Source organism: Curtobacterium sp. MCPF17_050, from assembly GCF_003224435.2.
Classification (GTDB): Bacteria; Actinomycetota; Actinomycetes; order Actinomycetales; family Microbacteriaceae; genus Curtobacterium.
In genome coordinates, this window is record NZ_CP126250.1 from 2,671,132 (window position 1) to 2,692,648 (window position 21,517).

Below are 21,517 nucleotides of genomic sequence, written 5' to 3' on the forward strand. Positions count from 1 at the left end.
CGAACGGACCCCGGGGTTGTCGTCCCCGTTGCCGATCCGGCAATCGTACTGGCCCTGGATGAGCGCCGGTGGGATGCTGCGCGCATGACTGCGTACCCCGCTCCCCGGTCCGAAGCCGAGACGTTCTGGACGGCCCGCTACGGGGACTCGCCGATCTGGTCGGGGCGGCCGAACGCATCCCTGGTCGACACGCTCGGGCCGCTCGTCCCCGGAACGGACGACGATCGCGCGTCGAACCGCGTCGGCGCCGAGACCGGCCCCACCGCCCTCGACCTCGGGTCCGGCGAGGGCGGCGACGCCCTGTGGCTGGCGGCGCAGGGGTGGCGGGTGACCGCGGTGGACATCGCGCCGAACGCGCTGGACCGGGGCCGGGCCGAGGCGGAACGTGCCGGGCTCGGCGACCGGGTGCGGTGGGTGCAGGCCGACCTGGCCGGGTGGAACACCGACGACCGGTTCGACCTCGTGTCCGCGTCGTTCCTGCACTCGTCGGTGTCGTTCCCGCGGGCGGCGGTGCTGCGCCGTGCGACGACGTTCGTCGCCCCGCGGGGACGCCTGCTCGTGATCGGGCACGCGGGCTCGCCGTCCTGGGCCGCTCACGAGGAGCACGCGCACGCCGAGCCCCTGGTCGGGCCCGGGGAACAGGTCAGCCAGCTCGCACTCGGTGCCGGGTGGACGGTCGCGGTCGCGGAGCTGCGCACGCGGACCGTCACCGGACCGGACGGTGGCACGGCGACGCTCGAGGACTCCGTGGTGCTCGCCCGACGCACCTGAGGGCCGGACGCACGACCGGCCCGGACGGCCGGCCCGGGACGACCGGAGGCCCGGGATGACGGGAGGCCCGGGATGACGGGAGGCCCGGGGCCCGCCGGACAGGGACGTCGCCCTGCCTGCGTGCCCCGGGCCTCCCGGCCGGGCGGCGGCGTCAGCCGCGCAGCTCGAGGTACTTCGCGATGAGCGCCTTCGTCGAGGAGTCCTGCGCGTCGAGGACCGCACGGTCGCCCTGCACGGCCGGGGTGACCTGCAGCGCGAGCTGCTTGCCGAGCTCCACGCCCCACTGGTCGAACGAGTCGATGCCCCAGATGGTCCCCTCGGTGAACACGATGTGCTCGTAGAGGGCGATCAGCTGGCCGAGGACGCTCGGGGTGAGTTCGGGCGCCAGGATCGACGTGCTCGGCTTGTTCCCGGTGAAGGTGCGGGCGGCGACGATCGCCTCGTCCGTGGTGCCCTCGGCGCGGACCTCGTCGGCGGTCTTGCCGAACGCGAGCGCCTTCGACTGGGCGAAGAAGTTCGCGAGGAACAGGGTGTGCACGTCCTGGCCCGGCTGCACGGCCTTCCCGTCGCCGGTCTCGTCCTGCAGCGCGTGCGCGGGCTTCGCGACCGTGATGAAGTCGGCCGGGATCAGGCGCGTGCCCTGGTGGATGAGCTGGTAGAACGCGTGCTGGCCGTTCGTGCCGGGTTCACCCCAGAAGACCTCGCCGGTGTCGGTGACGACGTCCGAGCCGTCCCAGCGGACCCGCTTGCCGTTCGACTCCATCGTGAGCTGCTGCAGGTACGCGGGGAAGCGGTGCAGGTACTGCGTGTACGGCAGGACCGCGTGGCTCTGCGCCCCGAGGAAGTTCGTGTACCAGACGTTGAGCAGGCCCATCAGGACCGGGACGTTCTCGGCGAGCGGCGCGGTGCGCATGTGCTCGTCGATGGCGTGGAAGCCGGCGAGGAACTGCTCCCAGTTCTCCTTGCCGATCGCGATGACGACGCTCGTGCCGATGGCGGAGTCGACCGAGTAGCGGCCGCCCACCCAGTCCCAGAAGCCGAAGGCGTTCTCCGGGTCGATGCCGAACGCGGCGACCTTGTCGAGCGCGGTCGAGACGGCGACGAAGTGCTTCGCGACGGCGTCCTTCTTCTCGTCGTCGCCGGCGTCGGCGAGGCCGAGACCCTGCCACAGCCACTGGCGGGCGAGACGGGCGTTCGTGAGCGTCTCGAGGGTGCCGAAGGTCTTCGACGCGACGATGAAGAGCGTGGTCTCGGGGTCGAGGCCGGCCGTCTTCTCGGCGATGTCGGCCGGGTCGATGTTCGAGACGAAGCGGACCTCGAGCCCCTGCTGCACGTACGGCTTGAGGGCTTCGTAGACCATGACCGGGCCGAGGTCGGACCCGCCGATGCCGATGTTGACGACGGTCTCGATGCGCTTGCCGGTGACACCGGTCCACGCGCCGGAACGGACCTGCTCGGCGAAGCCGTAGACCTTCTCGAGCGTGGCGTGCACGTCGGCGTCGACGTCCTGCCCGTCGACGGTCAGGGGCGCGGCGGGCACGAGGCCCTCGGTCGCCGCCGGACGGCGCAGCGCGGTGTGCAGGACGGCACGGTCCTCGGTGACGTTGATCCGCTCGCCGGAGATCATCGCCTGGTACCGCTCGGCGACGCCGGTGTCCTCGGCGACCTGGAGGAGGGCCTGCAGGACCTCCTCGGTCACCAGGCCCTTGGAGAGGTCGACGGTCAGGTCGGCTGCCTGGAAGGTGTACTTCTCGGCACGACCGGGGTCGGCGTCGAACCACCCACGGAGGTCCGGGGAGAAGCCGTCGGCGATGCCGGCGAGCTGCTTCCACCCTGCGGTCGTCGTGGGGTCGACGGGTGCGGATTCGGTCACTTCGGTCCTCCTGGACGCCAGAGTTCGGTCAGCCCGCAGACCTGGCGCAGCATCGCGTCGCGGGCCGCGTCCGAGCGTAGTGCCGTCGCACTCACCTCGCGCACAGGGGAGGCGCCTGGGCGAGCAGTACGTCGACAGTCGTACTGTGGACGGGCCTCCCGGCGGCTCCACGTCCGTCGGCCGGTCCCCTGCACGACCAACGGAAGGACCCGCGTGACCCACGCACTCTTCGACCCCATCACCCTCCGCGGCCTCGAGATCCGGAACCGCGTGTGGATCCCGCCGATGTGCCAGTACATGGTCGAGGCGCAGGACGGCGTCCCGACCCCGTGGCACCTCGTCCACCTCGGCGCCCTCGCCCGTGGCGGTGCCGGTGCGGTCGTCGTCGAGGCCACCGGCGTCGTCCCCGAGGGCCGCATCAGCCCGCAGGACCTCGGCCTGTGGAACGACGACCAGCGAGACGCCTTCCGACCGATCACCGACTTCATCCACAGCCAGGGTGCGGTCGCCGGGATCCAGCTCGCGCACGCCGGCCGCAAGGCCTCGACCAGCCGTGAGTGGGGACCGACCGCGGGCGGCGGCAACGTCGCGCCGGAGCAGGGCGGGTGGCAGCCGGTCGGTCCGTCGCCGATCGCGTTCCCGGGCCTGCACGTCCCGACCGAGCTCACGACCGAGGGCATCGCCGAGGTCGTCCGTGCGTTCGCCGCTGCGGCCCGTCGCGCCGTCGACGCCGGCTTCGACCTGCTCGAGCTGCACGGCGCCCACGGGTACCTGCTGCACGAGTTCCTGTCACCGCTGTCGAACGAGCGCACCGACCAGTACGGCGGCTCGCTCGAGAACCGGGCGCGGGCCCTGCTCGAGACCGTCGACGCCGTGCGCGCCGAGGTCGGCGAGGCCGTCCCGCTCGTCGTGCGCCTGTCCGCGACCGACTGGGTCGAGGGTGGCTGGGACCTCGCCGAGACCGAACAGGTCTCCACGTGGCTCGGCGGACACGGCGTCGACCTCGTGTCGGTCTCCACCGGCGGCAACGTGGCGGACGCCCGCATCCCGGTCGGCCCCGGGTACCAGCTGCCCTTCGCGACCGCGATCCGGCAGGCCACCGGGATCCCGGTCGCGGCCGTCGGCATGATCGACGACGCCTTCCAGGCCGAGCAGATCGTCGCCCTCGGGCAGGCCGACGTGGTCCTCGTCGGACGGGGTGCGCTGCGCGACCCGAACTTCCCGATCCGGGCCGCCCAGGCGCTCCGGGTGGACCTGCCGTACAAGCCCGCCCCGTACGAGCGCGCCTACCGCTGACGTCCGGTCCGCCGCCGGGCGGCGCGGCCGTGCCGCTACCGTGGTGGCATGACGGGCACGGGGGCGACCGCCGGGGGCGGTCCGACGCAGGACGACGGCTGGTCACGGCTGCCGGTGGGTCCCCGCGAGCACCGGCAGGACGCGGTCCTGGCGCTGGTGCTCGCGGGGGCGCTCGCGGTCTCGGTGACCCTGTACTCCGCCGTGGGGCTGTACGACGACCCGGCGGCGTGGTGGGTGTGCGCACTGATGGTCGTCGCGAACGCCGGGCCCCTGGCGTTCCGCCGCCGGTTCCCGATGACGGTGGCCGTCGTCGCCGCGCTGGCCTTCGCGGCCACGCAACTGCTGCACGTGCCCGAGGGGCTCTTCACCAACTTCACGCTGTTCATCGCGCTGTACACCGTCGGGGCGTGGTGCTCCGACCGCGTGCGGGCCGAGGCCGTGCGCTGGGTCGTCATCGCCGGGATGTTCGCGTGGGTGTTCCTGGCGATCGTCTTCCGCTGGTCGGTGCCGAGCGCGCTGCCCGACGACGGTCACTCCGTCATCCCGCCGTTCGTCGCGAGTTCGCTCCTCACGATCGTCATCAACCTCGTCTACTTCGGTGCCGCCTGGTACTCGGGCAACCGGGCTTGGGCAGCGGCCGTCGCCGCGCACGAGCTCGGCCAGCGCACGGCCGAGCTCGCCGCGGAACGCGAGCGGTCGGCGGCGCAGGCGGTCGCGCTCGAACGCGTCCGGATCGCCCGTGAGCTCCACGACGTCGTCGCCCACCACGTCTCGCTCATGGGCGTCCAGGCCGGGGCCGCGCGGCGCGTGCTCGACCGCGACCCGGCGCAGGCGGTGGCGTCCCTCGGCGTCGTCGAGGACAGTGCCCGGACCGCGGTCGAGGAACTCCGCCGGATGCTCGGCACGCTGCGGGAACCCGGCACGGACGCCCCGACGACCCCGGCGGAAGCGCCGAGCACCGAGGGCCTCACCCGGCTGCCGGAACTCGCCCGGGCCGCCACGGACGCCGGGCACGAGACCGGGTTCAGCGTCGTCGGTGACGAACGACCGGTCCCGCCGACCGTCGCCGCGGTGACCTACCGCATCGCGCAGGAGGCGGTGACGAACGTCCTCAAGCACGCCGGACCGGACGCACGGGCCGACCTGCGGCTCCGGTACCTGCCGGACGCGGTGGAGCTCGAGGTGACGGACACGGGCGCCGGGGCACGGGCCTCCCGGTCGGCGGGCGGCAGCGGGCTCGGACACGTCGGCATGCGTGAGCGCGTGGCGGCGGTCGGCGGGCGGATCGAGATCGGACCGCGGGACCGCGGCGGCTACCTGGTGCGGGCATGGCTGCCGACGACGTGATCCGGGTCGTGCTCGCCGACGACCAGGACCTGGTCCGCGCCGGCTTCCGGGTCATCCTCGAGTCGGAGCCCGGTGTCCGGGTCGTCGCCGAGGCCGCCGACGGTGCGGGCGCGGTGGCTGCCGTCGCCGAGCACCGACCGGACGTGGTCTGCCTCGACGTGCAGATGCCGGGTGTCGACGGCCTCGAAGCGGCGCGCCGGATCACCGCGGGCCCGAACCCACCGGCCGTGCTCGTCCTCACGACCTTCGACACCGACGAGTACCTCTTCGACGCCCTGGCCGCCGGGGCGAGCGGGTTCCTGCTGAAGAACGCCTCGCCGGAGAAGCTCATCGAGGCCGTCCGGACCGTCGCCCGCGGTGACGCCCTGCTCGCTCCGGACGTCACGCGCCGGGTGATCAGTCGGGCGACCACGGCCAGCGTGCCGGTGGTCGACCAGGCCGTGCCCGACGCGGACGTGACTCTGCCGGGTCTGACGGAACGCGAGACCGAGGTGCTGCGGCTGCTCGGTCGGGGGCTCAGCAACGCCGAGATCGCCGGCCAGCTGTTCGTCGGCGAGGCGACCGTCAAGACGCACGTCTCGAACGTCCTGCAGAAGCTCGGCGTGCGCGACCGGATCCAGGCCGTGGTCTGGGCGTACGAGCACGGGGTGGTGCGTTCCGGCGAGTGAGCCGCCGCGGTCCTCCCCCGCGCGGCGGAGACGCCGACGCCCGCGATCCCCGTCTCGTGCCGGAGGCGCCGCCGCCCGCCACCGCAATAGCGTCGGAGGCGCAGCGACGGCCGCTGCGGAAGGGGACCCCATGCTCACCATCGAGGGAGTGACGAAGCACTTCGGCGAGCGCCGTGTGCTCGACGACGTCGGCTTCAGCGTCGGACGCGGACGACTGACCGGGTTCGTCGGCGGCAACGGTGCCGGCAAGACGACGACCATGCGCATCATGCTCGGCGTGCTCGACGCCGACAGCGGCACGGTCGCGCTCGACGGCGCACCGATCGGACCGACCGACCGCCGCCGGTTCGGCTACATGCCGGAGGAGCGCGGGCTGTACCCGAAGATGCCCGTCGCCGAGCAGGTCACGTACCTGGCCCGCCTGCACGGTGTGGACCGACGGACCGCCGCGGCCCGGACGGCCGAGCTGCTCGAGCGCCTCGAGCTCACCACGCACGCCGGCGACCCCGTCGAGAAGCTCTCGCTCGGCAACCAGCAGCGCGTGCAGGTCGCCGCCGCGCTCGCCCACCGGCCCGAGGTGCTCGTGCTCGACGAACCGTTCTCCGGCCTCGACCCGATGGCGGTCGACACCGTGCTCGGTGTGCTGCGGGAGACCGCGGCCGACGGTGTCCCGGTGCTGTTCTCAAGTCACCAGCTCGACGTCGTGGAGCGGCTCTGCGACGACGTGGTCGTCATCGCCGACGGCCGGATCCGTGCCGCCGGACCGCAGGACGAACTGCGGCGGACCGCCGGTCCTGCCGCATGGGAGCTCCTGGTGGCGGACGACGTGGCGTGGGTCCGCGACGAGCCCGGCGTCCGCGTCCGCACCTTCGACGGCGGGTACGCCCTGTTCGAGGCGGACGAGTCCGTGGCGCAGGCCGTCCTGCAGCGGGCCGTCGCACGCGGCACCGTGGCGTCGTTCGGTCCGCGGGTCCCCCGGCTCAGCGAGGTCTTCACGGAGGTCGTCCGATGAGCCTCTTCGACAGCAGCACGGTCGACGCCGTCCGGCTCGTGACGGTGCGCGAGATCCAGGCGCGGCTCCGGAGCAAGGCGTTCGTCGTCTCGGCGGCGATCCTGCTCGTGATGGTCGTCGTCGGCATCGTCGTCGGCGGGATCGTCGGGAAGTCGGCGGCGGACGCCACGACCCCCGTCGCCGTGGTGAGCGGCGTGACCCTGCCGACGACGGACGGTCTCGACGTGACCGAGACGGCGGACCGGGACGCGGCGGAGCGCCTGGTCCGCGAGGGCGAGGTCGACGCCGCGGTCGTCCCGGACGGCGGCCAGCTCGGCTTCCGGCTCGTCGGCCTCGACAGCGCCCCCACCGACGTGGTGTCGGCGCTGAGCGTGTCGCCGCAGGTCGACCTGCTCGACCCCGACGCGCTCCCGCCCGGCCTCGTCTCGCTCGTCGGCATCGCGTTCGGCGTCGTGTTCTTCGCCTCCGCGGTGACGTTCGGTCAGTCCATCGCGCAGAGCGTCGTGGAGGAGAAGTCGACCCGCGTCGTGGAGATCCTGATGGCGGCGATCCCGGCACGGGCGCTGCTGGCGGGCAAGGTGATCGGCAACAGCGTCATGGCGCTCGGGCAGATCGTCGCGATCGCGATCGCCGCGGCCGTCGCCCTGGCGGTCACCGGGCAGGACAACCTGTTCACGCTGCTCGGTCCGAGCGCGCTGTGGTTCGTCGGCTTCTTCGCGATCGGGTTCGTCCTCATCGCGGCGCTGTTCGCGGCGTCGGCGGCGCTGGTGTCCCGCCAGGAGGACGTCGGCAGCGTCACGACACCGGTGATGATGCTGCTGATGATCCCGTACTTCCTCATCGTGTTCGCCCCGGACGACCCGACGGTCCTCGGCATCATGTCGTACGTGCCGTTCAGTGCCCCGATCGGGATGCCGGTGCGGATCTTCCTCGGGACGGCGGCGTGGTGGGAGCCCGTGCTCTCGCTGCTGGTCGTCCTGGCATCCGCCCTGGTGGTCGTGCTCCTCGGCGCCCGGGTGTACGAGAACGCCCTGCTCCGCACCGGCGGCCGGGTGAAGCTCGGTGAGGCGATCCGCGGCTGAAGGGCTCGACCACGCCGACGGTGGCCCCGTCACGGCGGTTCCCGGACACGGGACGCCGGACGGGGCCTCCGACGTGCGACTCTTGAGGCGATGCCGATCGACGACGCGATGCCGGTGCGTCTCGAGGTGACCGGGACGGACATCGACGATGCCGCAGCCCACCTCGCCCGTGTGTACGACGCCGAGCTCGTCGCGACGCCGAGCGCCGTCCCGTTCGCGTTCCGGTACGCGTCCATGGGCGACGACACGATGTCACTGCACACGTCGCGGTTCGCCGGGCACATCGACGGCTCGCTGCCCCCGTCGTCCTCCGTCATCGTGCAGTGGCTCCGGTCGGGGGCGTCCCGGCTCGACACCGGCGGCGACCCCGTGGACATGGTGCACGGCGTCCCGGTGCCCCTGCTGCCGGACCGTACGTTCTCGTTCGAGATGGACGACTACGAGCAGCGGCTCGTGCACCTGTCCCGCGAGGTCGTGGAGCGCGTCGCGTCCGAACAGGGCGCGGACGTGTCGGCCGGGCTCCGGTTCGACCTCACCGTCCCGCCGTCGGAGCAGTCGGTGCGGACGTGGCACAACACGGTGTCACTCGTCTCCCACACCCTGCGTGACGGCGTCCCCGGGCGCCTCCTGCACGCCGAGATGGCACGGCTGGCGTCGGCGGCCCTGCTCGAGATGTACCCGCAGCAGCACGCCGCCACTCCCGACGTGCCCCCCGCGCAGTCCCCGCACGTGCGCGCTGCGGTCGACTACGTGCACGAGAACGCCCGGTCGCCGATCACGACGAGCAGCCTGGCGCGCCACCTCGACATCGGCCTGCGGGCGCTGCAGGAGGCGTTCCAGCGTGACCTGCAGACCACCCCGAACGCGTTCATCCGGCAGGTGCGACTCGACCGGGTCCGGCAGGAGCTCCTCGCCGCGGACCCGGCGACCCGGACGGTCCGCGAGGTCGCTGCGGCCTGGGGCTTCGCCCACCTCGGACGCTTCGCCCAGCAGTACGCGGCGGTGTTCGGCGAGCGGCCGAGCGACACCCTTGCCAGGTCCTGACCGCGACGGACGGTGTACGGTTCCCGGACCCCGCGTGACGCAGAGCAGACGGCGGCGACGTCAGATGAAGGCGGAGGCCGCGGTCGGCCCGTAGGCACCCATGAGCGTCACCACGGCGAGGCGTGCCGACCGGGCGGGTCGGGTCGTCCCGTGGATGGCCGCCTCGACCTTCGCGCCGTGGACGAGCAGCGAGAGTGCGTCGGCGACGTGGACCGGGAGTCCGGCGCGCGCGGCGAGCTCGTGGAGGTGCGCTTCGAGGATGGTGAGGTGCTCTGCCGCCAGTGCGGCGACGAGCGGCTCGGAGTGGCCGAGCTCGCCGTAGCCGTTGATGAACGCGCACCCGGTCCAGGCGTCGTCGTCGAACGAGGCCTCGAGGTGTGCGAAGACGGTGAGGATCTCGTCGCGGGCGTCCTCGACCCCGTCCGCTGCGGCGGCCAGCCCCAGCGTCCAGCGTTCCTGTCGGAAGCGGAGGACCGCGACGACCGCGACGATGCGCTCGGGGAACAGCGCTCGCACCGTTTCGGCATCGGTCAGCGCGGCTCCCGCCACGCGCCCCGCGGTGAGTCCGGCCGCGCCGGAGGTGCTGAACACGCGGTCCGCGGCCTCGACGATCCGGGCCCTGACCCACGGGTCGTCAGCGCGTTCGCCGGCCCCGCCCACGTCAGCGGTCCCTGGTCGGGGTGCTCGCGTCGCGGGAACAGAAGCGTTCCAGACGACCGAGCCGCGACCAGATGTGCTGGTGTTCCGCGGCGATGCCGGTCGCGCTCGTTCCGACCCGGAGCGGGCGGGCCACGGGCGCGACAGCGTCGGTCACGCTGCGACCAGGAAGAAGTCCGCGTAGGTCGGCTCGGCAGCGGTCCCCAGGGAGAGCTTCGTCTGCACGATGCGGTCGATCTCGGACGGGGAGGTCATGCCGTGTCGGCGCCACTCGAGCGGGTCTTCACGGAGGTGTTGCATCACGGACGGTTCACGCATGGAGGGCCTCCTGCTCACGCATCAGGGCGGTCATGTCGATCGGCTCGGTCAGGGCGACGGTGTCGTACCCGGACGGGGCGGTCCGGGCGCTCACGCGGCCACTCCGAGGACGATCACGGCGAGGGCGGAGGCGGTCACGGCCGCGAGGCCGACGACGAGCGCGCTGGCTGCCAGCAGACGACGCCGTGCCGTCTCCCGGACCTCCGAGAACCCGGTCGCTGGGCGCGAGCTGGGGGCGACGGCGGACCGGGCGGTGGCCGTGGAGTGCTCGGCGACGAGCGCGACGAGCGGATTGCGGACGACGGTGGTGGCGTGCATCTGCGACGCCTCCTCACTGGGACCTCGGACGGCCCTGACTGCGGCCAGGATCACCGTGTGAACGGCCTCCGCAGATCGCGGAGGATGTCTGAGGACGACGGTGGGGAGTGCGTCCTGGCACCCGCCACGCTAGGTGACGGGTCGGCCGTGCCACGAACGAACCGGACGATCCGCGAATCGCGGACACGGCAGCGCCGCGCATCCCGAGTGGTGGTGCCGCGCAGTCCGTCCCCGCGGGTCGGTCTGCGCCCGCGAGGGCCAGCCCGGGGACGCCCCGGTCAGGCCCGGCGCGTACCGTCCGAGGCATGAGCAACGTCATCATCCTCGGCGGCCACGGCCGCGTCGCCCTCCTCACCGCGCAGCTCCTCACCGCTCGCGGTGACACCGTCTCGTCGGTCATCCGGAAGGCCGAGCAGCAGGACGACGTCCGCGCCACCGGTGCCGAGCCGGTCGTCGCCGACATCGAGCAGCTCGACATCGCCGGGCTCACCGACCTGGTCCGCGGGCACGACGCCGTCGTGTGGTCGGCCGGTGCCGGTGGCGGGTCCGCTGACCGCACGTGGGCCGTCGACCGCGACGCCGCCATCCGCACGATGCACGCCGCGCTCGACGCCGACGTGCACCGCTACGTGCTCGTGTCCTGGTCGGACGCCGGCCTCGGCCACGGCGTCCCCGAGGACGACGACTTCTTCGCCTACGCCGAGGCGAAGACGGTCGCCGACGCCGTCCTCCGCGACTCCGCCCTCGACTGGACGGTCGTCGCGCCGAGCACCTTGACGGACGACGAGCCGACCGGGGCGGTCGAGACGGCGGACCCGTCGTCGAGCATCGCCCGCGGGGACGTCGCCGCGCTGGTCGCCGCCGCGCTCCACGACGACGCGTCGGTCGGCAAGACCTTCCGGGTCAACACCGGGAGCACGCCGATCGAGCAGTTCGTCCGCGACTGACCCGCGCCCCCCGGCCGCCCCGTCCCGCACCAGCCCGAAACGCCGGCGTCACCCCGGAACGCCGCCGAGTCCCGAGACGCCGCCGGGTCCGGCGGCCTCTCGCCCGTCCCGCGGCGTCGCACGCAGACGGGTCCGTCCCGCGTCGCACCGCCGTCAGTCGAGCAGGGCCGCGGCGACCGTCCGCGCGGTCGCGGTGTCCCCGCCGCCGACCCGGAGCCGCATCGCGAGCGAGCCCGACACGACGAGGAGCAGCTGGTCGGCGAGGACCTCGGCGCGGTCGCCGACGAGCGGGACCGCCCGGTCGCGGAGCCGCTCGCGCAGCGTCGACGTCTCGCCGTGCAGGACGGCGGCGATCTCCGTGGGGGCGTCGGCGTACTCGGAGGCCGTCCCGAGGAACGCGCACCACCGCGACCCGGTCGGGGTCGAGCGGAAGGCATCGAGCGCGTCGAACACGGCCAGCAGGCGCCCCCGGTCGTCGACGGCCCGCGCCACGGCGTCGTCCCAGGTCCGGATCCACTCGTCGTGGCGACGGGTCAGCGCGGCCGCGACCAGCGCCTCCTTGCTGGCGTACCCGCGGTAGAGCGTCGCGGCGGAGACACCCGCCCGCTCCAGGACGGCGTCGATCGGGGTCGCGGCGATGCCCCGCGTGAAGAAGAGCTCCTCGGCGGCGTCGAGCAGCTTCCGCTCCGTCCCTGGACGCATGGTCATGGCAGCACCCTAGGGTGTGAAAAGTGAAACGACCGTTTTCGTTCTTCGCCCGTCCCGGAGCACTCGTCGCCAGCGGCACGGCGCTCATCGCCGCGACCTACGGGCTGGTCCGCCTGGCGTACGGCCTGTTCCTGCCGGACGTCCAGCGATCCCTGTCCCTCGGAGACGGTCCCGCGGGGCTCATCGCGGCCGGTTCCTCGCTCGTGTACTGCGTCGGTGCGCTCGTCGGGTTCCTGCTCGCCCCGACCCGGCCGCGCACGACCGTGGCGCTCGCCTCCGCGTCGGCCGGGCTGGGCGTCGCGGGGATGGCCACCAGCGCGACCTCCGCGGTGTTCGGCGTCACCGCGGTCGTCGCCTCCGCCGGGGCAGGGCTCGCCTCCCCCGCACTCGTCCGACTCGTGCAGCGGGACCTCCCCGCCGGTCGCGCCGACGGCGCGCAGGCCGTCGTGAACTCCGGGACCGGGCCGGGACTCGTCGTCGCCGGGCTGCTCGCCCTCGTGCTCCTGCCCGACTGGCGCACGGCGTGGACGGCTGCGGCGATCGTCACGGTCCTGACCGGAGCGGCTGTCCTCGTCGCCGACGCCCACACGCACCCGCGTCGGCACGTCCGGGAGGACCACCCGCAGCCCGTCGGTCTCCCGCCGTGGAACTGGTTCGTCGCCCACGGCCGCCTCGTGGTCGTCGCGCTGCTGCTCGGCACGGGGTCCGCCGCGGTGTGGACCTACGGACGGTCACTCCTCGTCGACGCGGGAGCCCCGGCGTCCCTGTCGGTGCTCGCGTGGACCGCCCTGGGCGTCGGCGGTGCAGCGGTGGCCCTGACGGCCCGCGTCCTCGGTCGACTCCGAGCACGGACGGCGTGGACGGTCACCTCGGCGGCGGTCGCGGTCGCCACGCTCGGCCTCGGACTGGCACCGGTCGCTCCCCCCGCGGCCCTCGTCGCGCTCGCGCTCGTCACGTGCGTGCTGTTCGGCTGGGGCTACACCGCGGCGACCGGGGCGCTCATCGCGTGGACGACCGAGGTCGACGCCGGGCGGGCGGCCTCGGGGACGTCGGTGCTGTTCGTCGTGCTGGTGCTCGGACAGGCACTCGGAGCGGCTGCAGCCGGAACGGTCGTCGCCACCGTGGGGACCGGGCCGGTGTTCGCTGCCGCGACGGCCGTGGTGGCGGCCGCAGCGCTCCTGACGGTCAGGGCTCCTGCAGGTCGGGGTACTCGTCCAGGTCCGGCACGTCGGTCATCTCCTCACGCCAGGCCGGGCGCGCCGGCTGCAGGCGGAGGGTCTCGCGCTCGAGGTACACGATGACCTCGTCGTCACAGGGATCGTCGGCACCACTGTCGACCGGCACCGAGAAGATCTCGCTCGCGGGGCCGATGAGGAGATGTGCGGTGGCGGCGTCCCCGGTCTCGGTGACGACGGGGACCTCGACGACGTCGGACTGGTCGGCCACCGCGAGCGCGCGGCAGTACCGGAGGAGGGCCTTGCAGGTGCGGTCAGCGACGAGGAAGGAGCTGTTGACGTAGTGGACGCGGCGCATGTCGGTCAGGCTGTCCGCCGTTCGCTGGGTGAGCGCCTAGGATCAGCCGGAGCCGGCCAGAACGGCGCGGAAGGACACCACCATGGGCAAACTCGTCTACGACTCGACGTTCACCGCGGAGTTCGACGACCGCCTCCTGACGCACCTGCAGATCGTGATCGGCATGAAGTTGCGCCGCGGTGAGTCGTTCATGTTCTCGTGGAAGGACGACGTCGAGCTCGGCGACGGCCGGACCGCCATCTGGCTCGACCGGTCGATGCCGCTGGTCTTCCGCTACTCGGGCAGCCGCGTCCCCGCCGTGAACCGTGCCTGGGTCGAAGCCCTCGGTCTGACCGCGGGGTCGTCGGCCGGCCTCCGCATCGTCCCCGAACCGACCGACAGCGGAGAGACGCTGTGAAGCGCACGGTCATCTCGTACGGCGGCAACCGGTACACGATCGCGAACGAGGACGTCGCGTCGGTGCAGGCGCGGATCACCGAGGGCCTCCGCAACGAGCCGTGGATGTGGCTCGAGGTGAACCACGGTGACGGCCGTGCGACCCCCGCCCGTCTGCTCGTGTCCCCCGCGACGCCGGTGGCCGTCATCCGCGAGCGTGACGCCGACGAACAGGACGACCACTCCTCGGTCGCGCGGCACCTCCTGCCCGACGAGCAACGACCGGTGTCCGTCGAGATGGGACCCGCCGACTCCTGACCGGGACCGGCCCCGTCAGGACCGTCCGCCCCCGAGGAGCGCTCGGAGCGCCTCCTCGAGCGGGCCGGCGACTGCTTCGACCTCGGCGGACGCCAGCGGTTCCACGCGCGTGGAGGTCCGGAGCATCGTCATGCCGAGCACCACGGACAGTGCGATCTCCGCACGGACGAGGAGGTCCTCGTCGACGACGCCGTCCGGCCGGACCGCGCCCGCCAGACGATCGGCGTACCCCCGCAACGTCTCCCGACGGATGTCGTCGACGGCTTCGTCCCCGGAGCTCCGGAGCAGGAGGAGCAGCTGCATCGAGTCCTCGTCGGTGGGGGAACGGATGATGTGCCGGATGAGTCCGCCGATCGCGCGCTCCAGGTCGGGCCCGGGCCGAGGCGTCGTGGACGTCGGCGTGGTGCGGACGAGACAGGCGCGGAACAAGCCCTCCTTCGACAGGAAGTAGCGGTTGATGAGCGCGACGTTCACCCCGGCGTCGGCCGCGATGTCCCGGACGGTGGTGGCCCGGTACCCGTCGAAGGCGAAGCGCCGACGAGCCGCCTGGAGGAGCGCGAGACGGGTGGCGGCGGCGTCCTTGCTCATGCCGCGATGGTAGCGCGCCACCGACCGATGTAATCAGTTGTTGACATCTCGCTGGTTCCGCGTACCCTCGTCGAGTCAGCAAGTGTTGACATCGACAGCGTCGTCGGCCTCCCCATCGACCGGACGGAGCACGATGTCCACCGCCACCGCGAGCCCACGCACGGGTTCCACGCCGATCCCCGCACCCGCGCACCGCCCGAACAGCACGGCGATCATCGTCTTCCTGTCCCTCGGCGGCTTGTCCTTCGCGGTCCTGCAGTCCCTCGTCGCCCCCGCGCTCGCGACGATCGGCCGAGACCTCGACGCCTCGACGAGCGACGCGAGCTGGGTGCTCACCGCCTACCTGCTGTCCGCGTCCGTGCTGACGCCGATCCTCGGTCGCCTCGGGGACATGGTCGGCAAGCGCAAGGTGCTCATCGTGGTCCTCACGATCCTGCTGGTCGGGGCGGTCCTGGCCGCGCTCGCCCCGAACCTCGGCGTCCTCATCGTCGCGCGCGCGCTGCAGGGCGCGGCCGGCGCCGTGATGCCCCTGTCGATCGGCATCGTCCGTGACGAGCTGCCGAAGGAGAAGGTGAGCGTCACGATCGGGCTGCTCTCCGCGATCTTCGGCATCGGTGCCGGCGTCGGCATCGTCGCCGCCGGTCCGATCGTCGAGCACCTGTCCTGGCACTGGTTGTTCTGGCTGCCCGCCGTCCTCGTCGTGATCGCCCTGCTCGGCACCGTCTTCGGCATGCCGGAGTCCCCGGTCCGCAAGCCGGGCCGCCTCGACGTGGTCGGGACCGCCGTCCTCGCCGTCTCCCTCGTCGCGGTCCTCCTCGCCGTCAGCGAGGGTCAGACCTGGGGCTGGGGTGACGGCAAGACCGTCGGCCTGCTCGTCCTCGGCGCCGTCGCACTCGTCGCGTTCGTGCTCGTCGAGCTCCGCGTCGCCGAACCGCTCATCGACGTGCGGCTCTTCGCCGTGCGCGGGGTCTGGACCGCCCACGTCGTCGCGCTCGTCTTCGGCTTCGCCATGTTCGGCACGTTCGTCCTCGTCCCGACGCTCCTCCAGCTCCCCGCGGCCACCGGCTACGGGTTCGGCAAGGACGTGACCGAGGCCGGGCTGTTCCTGCTGCCGACCGTCGTCATGATGGTCGTCGCCGGCCCCGTCGCCGGCATCCTGGTGCGGAAGGTCGGACCGAAGCCCCCGATGCTGATCGGCGGGGTCGCGATCGTCGCCGCGTTCGTCATCCCCGCGGTCGCGCACGCCGAGCTCTGGCAGGTCGTCGTGTCCGGCCTGCTCACCGGCGTCGGCATCGGCATGGCACTGGCTGCCTGCTCGAACGCCATCATCGAGAGCGTCCCCGCGAACCAGACCGGCGAGGCGATCAGCGCCAACACGGTCGTCCGGACGATCGGGTCGAGCGTCGGCACCGCGGTCATCGCAGCGCTCATCACCTCGCACAGCACGCCGCAGGGCCTGCCGACCGACGACGCGTTCACCATCGGCTTCTGGGCGTGCACGGGTGTCGCGGTCCTCGCGGTGGTCGCCGCGCTCGCGGCGCCGTCGATGCGCGCCCGTCGGGCAGCGGCCGTGGCCGCCGGTGTGACCGACTTCGACGACGTCACGCGCTGACCCAGCGGCCCGGACACACCGTCCGACGGGAGGCCCGGACCGGGTGGGCAGATCCGCTCACCCGGTCCGGGCCTCCCGTCCGTCAGGCGCGGCGGCCGGTCGGCTGCCGTCAGGCGCGGTGGTGGTCCCGGCTGAAGACCGCGGCGAGCCGCGCCACCAGGGCCTCCCGGATCCGGACGCCGACCGGCGGGGCGGCCGGGACGGTCCGGACCGGCGCGGTGAAGGCGAGGTCGTGCAGGTTGTTGCGCTTCGAGCCGTCCCAGTTCGCGAACAGGTAGGGCGTGCCCAGCGCCATCAGGCTGCGGACCGGCGCCCGGCGGCTGCCGGCGGCCGCGACGGCGTACCCGGAGTGCCCCGCTGAGATGGCACGGATGACGGTGTCCGCGTCGCTGACACCGTTGGCGGTGACGACGGTGGTGATGCCCGTGCGGTCGCGGGCGACGAATTCGATGATGTGTTCTGTCACGAGGAGCTCAGGGTCGCGAGTGACGTCTCGGCGGGGGTGGGCCGCGCGAGGCTTGGCCGGAACCGACGTTGCTTCCGTCCCAGAGGATACGTCCCACCTCGGGTACGGGGTCGCGGACGATCCCGAATGCGTCGCTGCAGGGCGGTCAGGGAACCCAGACGACGATGCCGCTGAGGTCGTTCAGCGTGGCGGCGACACCCGCGCGGAGCGCCCGCCCGGCCCGCTCGTCGGTGAAGGTGGACGGGTCGTGGTGGCTCGAGACGCCGAGGCCCTCACCGCGGAAGCCGGCGCCGGTCCAGTCCGCGGCCGTGACGTTCGACGTCGGCTCGGCGATCTCGGCGCCCAGCACGAGGAACTGCTGGTGCAGGGCGGACGGGGACACCGCGGCGATCGGGTCGACCATCTCGTCGCCGACGCTGATGACCAGGTCGGACCGCTTCGCGATCGCCGTCGCGACGGACGACAGCCGCTCGTCGACGGTGTCCGCGACGACGGGGACCACGGTGACGTCCTCGGCGTCGGCCCACGACTCGACGGCGTCCATGAGGGTCTCCGTCTCGCTGCTCGGGTCGGCGGGCGACAGGAGGACGACGCGGTACCCCGCCGGCGGTGCGACGTCGTCCCAGGAGCCCGGGGCCGGGTCGACCGTGGCCTCCGGGGCGGGCGGTTCCTCCGGGTCGACGAAGTCAGAGCCGAGCGTGCCCGTGCCGCGGACGGCCGTGGGGACACCGACGGGTGCGCTGTGCCGGCTCGTCCCGGGGTCACGGTCGGCGGCCCCGTCCGACTGCGCCGAGCAGCCGGCGACCAGGACCGTGCCGGCCGCCACCAGGGCAGCGGCGGCGAGGACGACGGAGGCGCGGGGGACGAGTCGGGTCACGAGATGCCATGCAAGCACACCGAGGACCCGCGACGGGCTCGGGACGGTCGCTGTCCAGCGCCCGTCCATCGGTTCGTTGCCGTCTGTTCGCCTGCGCGTCGCTCTCAGCCGCGATGGTCGGGCCGGTGAAGCACCGAAGCACCCTCCCCGCCCCCGGCGGGCTGTCCCTCCTCCCCCCGTCCGTCACGCGGATCGTCGCAGCCCTCGTGCTGTTCGGCACGGTCGTCCTGAGCCTGCTCGGCGGAGCGTCGGCTGCGAGCGCGCACGGCTTCAGCTCCGTCGTCTACGCGGACGTCAGCGGTGACGGAGCCGACACGGTCCGCGCCGAGCTCGGGCTCGAGTACGACCTCATGCTCGTGTCCGTCGGCACGAGCGAGGACGACGACGCGCTCTTCCGCCAGGGTCAGGCGGCCTGGGACGACGGGGACGACCCGGGGATGGTGCGAGCCGCCGAGGCGCACCTCGACTCGATCGGTCGGTACGTGTTCGACCGTTTCGGGGTGACGACCGGGGGGAAGGCGTGCACCGGCACGCTCGACGACTCGGTACGTGTCGAGATGCGCGACGAGGTGCCGTACGCCATGCTCACGGCGGACTTCGCGTGCCCGGAGCCCGGACACACCGCGTCCGGCCACGTGGTGCGATCGGAGCTGTTCCCGGACAGCGAGACGTTCGTGCAGGACACCAAGACGATCGTCACCTACGACGTCGACGACCAGGAGGGCACCGCGACGCTCGACGCCGACGAGCCGTCGTTCTCGACCGAGCAGTCCGCGGGCGCACGGTTCTGGGAGTTCTTCACCCTCGGCGCCGAGCACCTGCTGACCGGGATCGACCACATCCTGTTCCTCATCGCGCTCATCGCCGGGTCCCGACGACTGCGCGAGGTCGTCTACACGGCGTCGGCGTTCACCATCGCGCACTCGATCACGTTCATCCTCGCCGCGCTCGGCGTCGTGAGTCCGCCGTCGATCGTCGTCGAACCGCTCATCGCGCTGTCGATCGCGGCGGTCGCCGGGTGGTACCTCTGGCGGCTGTTCCAGCGCCGGTCCCGCGCCGACGAACTGGTCGTGGCCGACCACGGCCGGTTCGCCCTGGACCGGTCCGGATGGTCACGTCTCGCCGTGGTCTTCGCGTTCGGACTCATCCACGGACTCGGGTTCGCCGGTGCCCTCGGCATCCAGGAGGCGTTCTCGTGGCAGCTGCTCGTGTCGCTCCTCGTCTTCAACGTCGGCATCGAGGCGGTCCAGCTCGCGATCATCGTCATCGTCTTCCCGCCGCTGTCGCTCCTGCGACGCAAGGCACACATCGCGTCGCTGTGGGTCACCGGGGCGGTGACGGCCGGTGTCTTCGTGATGGGGATGATCTGGTTCGTCCAACGGCTCGTCGAGGGTTGATCTCCTACCGCTTCGGCGCTGTGAGACGGATGGTCACACAGCGTTTACTCACCATCCACCAGGGCGATGCAGAGTCTCTCTGCTGCACCATCCCTTCCCTCGAGAACGGACCCACATGAGTCTCCTGTCCGGCGCCCCTTCCCGGCGCAGAACCACCACCCTCCGCTTCGGCGGGGCCGTCATCGGCGCCGCCCTCATCGCGGGCGCCTGCCTCGTCGGCTCCAACCCGGCGACCGCGGCCACGAACACCCCGACGAGCAACATCTCGACCGGCCCGCTCCACATCCTGCTCGGCGTCGGTGCCACCGAGAGCCAGCGCATCGCCTCGTGGTACTTCCCCGCGAACGTCGCCCAGTCGCTCGAGATCCAGAAGACCGACAGCATGACCGGCGGTGTCTTCACCGACGCGAAGAAGACGATCGACGCGTCGGAGGCCGCCAACACGGCAGCCGACACGAGCACGACCGACCGGTCGACCCGCTCGATCCCGGGCATCACCGCCGAGGCCGGCTACATCAACGCCCACGCGACGATCTCGGACCTCGAGCCGAACACCACTTACACCTACCACGTCGGTGCCGCGGACGGGTCGGCCTGGTCCGCCCCGTACACGTTCACGACGAAGAGCTTCAGCGGCGACTTCGACTTCCTGTTCTTCGGCGACCCGCAGATCGGTTCGTCGGGCTTCACCGACGAGGACGGCGCCGGCTGGGCCGACACGCTGCAGTACGCGACCACGAAGGAGAAGGACGCCGAGCTCCTCGTCTCCGGTGGCGACCAGGTCGAGAACGCGAACAACGAGTACCAGTGGGGTGCGTTCGCCGACAGCAGCGACGTCCTCAAGCGCTACCCGTGGGCCTCGACCATCGGCAACCACGACGTCGGCGGCAAGGCGTACGAGCAGCACAACCAGCTGCCGAACTCCCTCCGCGTGCCGGACTTCTACCCGGGCGGCAACACCACCGCGAACTCGGGTGGCGACTACTGGTACATGTACAAGGGCGTCCTGTTCATCGACATCAACTCGAACGCCTACGCCGCCGGTTCCGACGCGGCGCACGTGAACTACGTCCGCGACGTCATCTCGCGTCACGGCGACGACGCGAAGTGGACCGCGCTCGTCTACCACCACTCGATCTACTCGCCGGCCGACCACGCGAACGACCGTGACAACCAGCAGCGCCGCTTCGACTTCACCCGCGCCTTCTCGGACATGGGTGTCGACGTCGTCCTGCAGGGCCACGACCACTCCTACTCGCGCAGCTACGCGATCAAGAACGGCAAGAAGGCCAACCCGGACGAGCAGCCGGGTGCCGAGGACGTCTTCGCCGGACCCGGTGGCGTCATCTACCTCACCGCCAACTCCGCGTCGGGGTCGAAGTACTACGACCTGACCACCCCGGACGCCACGCAGGGCTACGGCGCCGACCCGCTCGACCCGACCGGTCAGCGTCACTTCGCCAACTCGGTGGAGAACCAGGAGCACGTCCGGACCTACGTCAAGGTGTCGGTCACGGACGACAACCTCGCCGTCACGAACGTCCGTGCGGGCGACTGCACCACGCTCAACTCGGCCGTCCAGCACGGGAACGTCGACAGCTGCGGCGTGACCCTCAAGCCGACGGCCTCGGCCGACCCGGCGCCGATCGGCTCCACCGTCGACGACTTCACCCTGCACGCAGAGCTGCCGGCGACCACCACCACGGTCACCACCTCCGCGGCGAAGCAGGCCTACCGCACGGCGAAGCCCGTCGTCGTCACCGCCACCATCGGCGGCGGCATCGGCGACCAGCAGGGCACGGTGACCTTCTCGGACGGCACGACGGTCATCGGCACCGCGCCGGTCACGGGCGACACGGCGTCGATCACGCTGTCGAACACGCTGGCCGTCGGGGCGCACCCGATCACGGCGTCGTTCACCAGCAGCTCGGCGTTCGCCGGCACCAGCTCGTCGACCACGGCACCCACGACCGTCACCGTCGAGAAGGCCGCGTCGACCACGTCGCTCCGGTACTCCGGCGGCAGGGCGACCGTCACGGTGACCGCCCCGGGTGTCGTCTCGGTCAAGGGCACGGCGACCATCTACGACGGTTCGGTGAAGCTCACCACCGTCTCGATCGGCAACGGCACCGGCTCGAAGGACATCTCGCTCGCGAAGGGCACGCGCAGGCTGCACGCCGTCTTCACCAGCACCGCAACGGTCTCGGCCAGCACCAGCCCGACCATCTCGGTCAAGCGGTAACGACCGACGATGCACGACGAGAGGGCCCCGTGGTGACCACCACGGGGCCCTCTCCCCGTCGGTCAGCG

The 21,517-nt window shown here is 72.3% G+C and carries 24 protein-coding genes; 14 read left to right on the forward strand and 10 right to left on the reverse strand.

The window, feature by feature from the left end; genetic code table 11:
• Positions 1-84 precede the first annotated feature (84 nt).
• On the forward strand, positions 85-771 hold the full coding sequence (locus DEJ34_RS12695) for an SAM-dependent methyltransferase (protein ID WP_110901705.1): 687 nt from the start codon (positions 85-87) through the stop codon (positions 769-771).
• Between the two features lie 151 nt (positions 772-922).
• Here the strand turns inward: DEJ34_RS12695 and pgi are convergent, their stop codons facing one another.
• Positions 923-2,644, reverse strand: coding sequence for a glucose-6-phosphate isomerase (gene pgi, locus DEJ34_RS12700; protein ID WP_110911001.1), 1,722 nt, complete (start codon positions 2,642-2,644; stop codon positions 923-925).
• 213 nt (positions 2,645-2,857) lie between these two features.
• Between pgi and DEJ34_RS12705 the strand changes: the two genes are divergently transcribed.
• The 6 genes from DEJ34_RS12705 (at position 2,858) to DEJ34_RS12730 (ending at position 9,093) form a co-directional block, all read left to right on the forward strand.
• Positions 2,858-3,940, forward strand: coding sequence for an NADH:flavin oxidoreductase/NADH oxidase (locus DEJ34_RS12705; RefSeq protein ID WP_110911002.1), 1,083 nt, complete (start codon positions 2,858-2,860; stop codon positions 3,938-3,940).
• A 48-nt stretch (positions 3,941-3,988) separates the two neighbouring features.
• Positions 3,989-5,287, forward strand: a complete 1,299-nt coding sequence (locus DEJ34_RS12710; RefSeq protein WP_110901708.1) for a sensor histidine kinase — start codon at positions 3,989-3,991, stop codon at positions 5,285-5,287.
• The gene (locus DEJ34_RS12715) at positions 5,269-5,955 is read left to right on the forward strand and encodes a response regulator (RefSeq protein ID WP_110911003.1); all 687 of its coding nucleotides are present in this window, start codon (positions 5,269-5,271) and stop codon (positions 5,953-5,955) included. The genes DEJ34_RS12710 and DEJ34_RS12715 overlap by 19 nt, the downstream gene beginning before the upstream one ends.
• Positions 5,956-6,085: 130 nt before the next feature.
• On the forward strand, positions 6,086-6,967 hold the full coding sequence (locus DEJ34_RS12720; RefSeq protein WP_110901710.1) for an ABC transporter ATP-binding protein: 882 nt from the start codon (positions 6,086-6,088) through the stop codon (positions 6,965-6,967).
• On the forward strand, positions 6,964-8,049 hold the full coding sequence (locus DEJ34_RS12725; RefSeq protein ID WP_110911004.1) for an ABC transporter permease: 1,086 nt from the start codon (positions 6,964-6,966) through the stop codon (positions 8,047-8,049). Before DEJ34_RS12720 ends, DEJ34_RS12725 begins: the two co-directional genes overlap by 4 nt.
• Positions 8,050-8,139: 90 nt before the next feature.
• Entirely contained in the window at positions 8,140-9,093 is a 954-nt protein-coding gene (locus tag DEJ34_RS12730; RefSeq protein ID WP_110901712.1) for a helix-turn-helix domain-containing protein, read from the forward strand.
• 60 nt (positions 9,094-9,153) lie between these two features.
• Here the strand turns inward: DEJ34_RS12730 and DEJ34_RS12735 are convergent, their stop codons facing one another.
• The 4 genes from DEJ34_RS12735 to DEJ34_RS12750 form a co-directional block, all read right to left on the reverse strand.
• Positions 9,154-9,684, reverse strand: coding sequence for a TetR/AcrR family transcriptional regulator (locus DEJ34_RS12735; RefSeq protein WP_181422213.1), 531 nt, complete (start codon positions 9,682-9,684; stop codon positions 9,154-9,156).
• A 70-nt stretch (positions 9,685-9,754) separates the two neighbouring features.
• Positions 9,755-9,907 (reverse strand): hypothetical protein, encoded by a 153-nt coding sequence (locus DEJ34_RS12740; protein WP_181420481.1) that lies wholly within the window; start codon positions 9,905-9,907, stop codon positions 9,755-9,757.
• Positions 9,904-10,068 carry a hypothetical protein gene (locus DEJ34_RS12745; RefSeq protein ID WP_181419614.1) on the reverse strand — a complete coding sequence of 55 codons (165 nt, stop codon included), beginning with the start codon at positions 10,066-10,068 and terminating at the stop codon, positions 9,904-9,906. The genes DEJ34_RS12740 and DEJ34_RS12745 overlap by 4 nt, the downstream gene beginning before the upstream one ends.
• 90 nt (positions 10,069-10,158) lie before the next feature.
• The gene (locus tag DEJ34_RS12750; RefSeq protein WP_110901714.1) at positions 10,159-10,386 is read right to left on the reverse strand and encodes a hypothetical protein; all 228 of its coding nucleotides are present in this window, start codon (positions 10,384-10,386) and stop codon (positions 10,159-10,161) included.
• 305 nt (positions 10,387-10,691) lie between these two features.
• On the opposite strand from DEJ34_RS12750, the gene DEJ34_RS12755 reads away from it, so the two are divergent.
• Positions 10,692-11,333 carry an NAD(P)H-binding protein gene (locus DEJ34_RS12755; RefSeq protein WP_110825902.1) on the forward strand — a complete coding sequence of 214 codons (642 nt, stop codon included), beginning with the start codon at positions 10,692-10,694 and terminating at the stop codon, positions 11,331-11,333.
• Positions 11,334-11,486: 153 nt separating this feature from the next.
• Here DEJ34_RS12755 and DEJ34_RS12760 read toward each other — a convergent pair whose 3' ends face one another.
• Positions 11,487-12,041, reverse strand: coding sequence for a TetR/AcrR family transcriptional regulator (locus DEJ34_RS12760; protein ID WP_110911006.1), 555 nt, complete (start codon positions 12,039-12,041; stop codon positions 11,487-11,489).
• A gap of 23 nt (positions 12,042-12,064) precedes the next feature.
• Here DEJ34_RS12760 and DEJ34_RS12765 point away from each other — a divergent pair, with 23 nt between their 5' ends.
• Positions 12,065-13,342: an MFS transporter gene (locus DEJ34_RS12765; protein ID WP_110911007.1), complete on the forward strand. Its 1,278-nt coding sequence runs from the start codon at positions 12,065-12,067 to the stop codon at positions 13,340-13,342.
• Here DEJ34_RS12765 and DEJ34_RS12770 read toward each other — a convergent pair.
• Positions 13,227-13,574 (reverse strand): hypothetical protein, encoded by a 348-nt coding sequence (locus tag DEJ34_RS12770; RefSeq protein WP_146234164.1) that lies wholly within the window; start codon positions 13,572-13,574, stop codon positions 13,227-13,229. The genes DEJ34_RS12765 and DEJ34_RS12770 overlap by 116 nt on opposite strands.
• Before the next feature lie 82 nt (positions 13,575-13,656).
• Here DEJ34_RS12770 and DEJ34_RS12775 point away from each other — a divergent pair, with 82 nt between their 5' ends.
• Positions 13,657-13,971 carry a DUF7882 family protein gene (locus DEJ34_RS12775; RefSeq protein WP_110911008.1) on the forward strand — a complete coding sequence of 105 codons (315 nt, stop codon included), beginning with the start codon at positions 13,657-13,659 and terminating at the stop codon, positions 13,969-13,971.
• Complete coding sequence (locus tag DEJ34_RS12780; protein ID WP_110901718.1) at positions 13,968-14,267, forward strand: hypothetical protein; 300 nt, start codon at positions 13,968-13,970, stop codon at positions 14,265-14,267. Before DEJ34_RS12775 ends, DEJ34_RS12780 begins: the two co-directional genes overlap by 4 nt.
• Before the next feature lie 15 nt (positions 14,268-14,282).
• On the opposite strand, the gene DEJ34_RS12785 is transcribed toward DEJ34_RS12780, so the two are convergent.
• Entirely contained in the window at positions 14,283-14,855 is a 573-nt protein-coding gene (locus DEJ34_RS12785) for a TetR/AcrR family transcriptional regulator (protein ID WP_110911009.1), read from the reverse strand.
• Between the two features lie 133 nt (positions 14,856-14,988).
• Here DEJ34_RS12785 and DEJ34_RS12790 point away from each other — a divergent pair, with 133 nt between their 5' ends.
• Positions 14,989-16,467: an MFS transporter gene (locus tag DEJ34_RS12790; RefSeq protein WP_110911010.1), complete on the forward strand. Its 1,479-nt coding sequence runs from the start codon at positions 14,989-14,991 to the stop codon at positions 16,465-16,467.
• A gap of 109 nt (positions 16,468-16,576) precedes the next feature.
• Here the strand turns inward: DEJ34_RS12790 and DEJ34_RS12795 are convergent, their stop codons facing one another.
• Both DEJ34_RS12795 and DEJ34_RS12800 read right to left on the reverse strand, forming a co-directional pair.
• Positions 16,577-16,933 (reverse strand): hypothetical protein, encoded by a 357-nt coding sequence (locus DEJ34_RS12795; protein WP_110825895.1) that lies wholly within the window; start codon positions 16,931-16,933, stop codon positions 16,577-16,579.
• A gap of 145 nt (positions 16,934-17,078) precedes the next feature.
• A complete protein-coding gene (locus tag DEJ34_RS12800) occupies positions 17,079-17,810 on the reverse strand; it encodes a type 1 periplasmic-binding domain-containing protein (protein ID WP_110911052.1) in 732 nt (243 codons plus the stop codon).
• 125 nt (positions 17,811-17,935) lie between these two features.
• Between DEJ34_RS12800 and DEJ34_RS12805 the strand changes: the two genes are divergently transcribed.
• Positions 17,936-19,207 carry a HupE/UreJ family protein gene (locus tag DEJ34_RS12805; protein WP_258368271.1) on the forward strand — a complete coding sequence of 424 codons (1,272 nt, stop codon included), beginning with the start codon at positions 17,936-17,938 and terminating at the stop codon, positions 19,205-19,207.
• Between the two features lie 115 nt (positions 19,208-19,322).
• Entirely contained in the window at positions 19,323-21,449 is a 2,127-nt protein-coding gene (locus DEJ34_RS12810) for an Ig-like domain repeat protein (RefSeq protein ID WP_110911012.1), read from the forward strand.
• Positions 21,450-21,517: the final 68 nt, after the last annotated feature.

Coding starts and splice junctions, on each gene's coding strand:
- DEJ34_RS12695 (WP_110901705.1), top strand. CDS start 85: ATGACTGCGTACCCCGCTCCCCGGTCCGAAGCCGAGACGTTCTGGACG.
- DEJ34_RS12710 (WP_110901708.1), top strand. CDS start 3,989: ATGACGGGCACGGGGGCGACCGCCGGGGGCGGTCCGACGCAGGACGAC.
- DEJ34_RS12715 (WP_110911003.1), top strand. CDS start 5,269: ATGGCTGCCGACGACGTGATCCGGGTCGTGCTCGCCGACGACCAGGAC.
- DEJ34_RS12720 (WP_110901710.1), top strand. CDS start 6,086: ATGCTCACCATCGAGGGAGTGACGAAGCACTTCGGCGAGCGCCGTGTG.
- DEJ34_RS12725 (WP_110911004.1), top strand. CDS start 6,964: ATGAGCCTCTTCGACAGCAGCACGGTCGACGCCGTCCGGCTCGTGACG.
- DEJ34_RS12730 (WP_110901712.1), top strand. CDS start 8,140: ATGCCGATCGACGACGCGATGCCGGTGCGTCTCGAGGTGACCGGGACG.
- DEJ34_RS12745 (WP_181419614.1), bottom strand. CDS start 10,068: ATGCGTGAACCGTCCGTGATGCAACACCTCCGTGAAGACCCGCTCGAG.
- DEJ34_RS12750 (WP_110901714.1), bottom strand. CDS start 10,386: ATGCACGCCACCACCGTCGTCCGCAATCCGCTCGTCGCGCTCGTCGCC.
- DEJ34_RS12755 (WP_110825902.1), top strand. CDS start 10,692: ATGAGCAACGTCATCATCCTCGGCGGCCACGGCCGCGTCGCCCTCCTC.
- DEJ34_RS12760 (WP_110911006.1), bottom strand. CDS start 12,041: ATGACCATGCGTCCAGGGACGGAGCGGAAGCTGCTCGACGCCGCCGAG.
- DEJ34_RS12770 (WP_146234164.1), bottom strand. CDS start 13,574: ATGCGCCGCGTCCACTACGTCAACAGCTCCTTCCTCGTCGCTGACCGC.
- DEJ34_RS12775 (WP_110911008.1), top strand. CDS start 13,657: ATGGGCAAACTCGTCTACGACTCGACGTTCACCGCGGAGTTCGACGAC.
- DEJ34_RS12785 (WP_110911009.1), bottom strand. CDS start 14,855: ATGAGCAAGGACGCCGCCGCCACCCGTCTCGCGCTCCTCCAGGCGGCT.
- DEJ34_RS12790 (WP_110911010.1), top strand. CDS start 14,989: ATGTCCACCGCCACCGCGAGCCCACGCACGGGTTCCACGCCGATCCCC.
- DEJ34_RS12810 (WP_110911012.1), top strand. CDS start 19,323: ATGAGTCTCCTGTCCGGCGCCCCTTCCCGGCGCAGAACCACCACCCTC.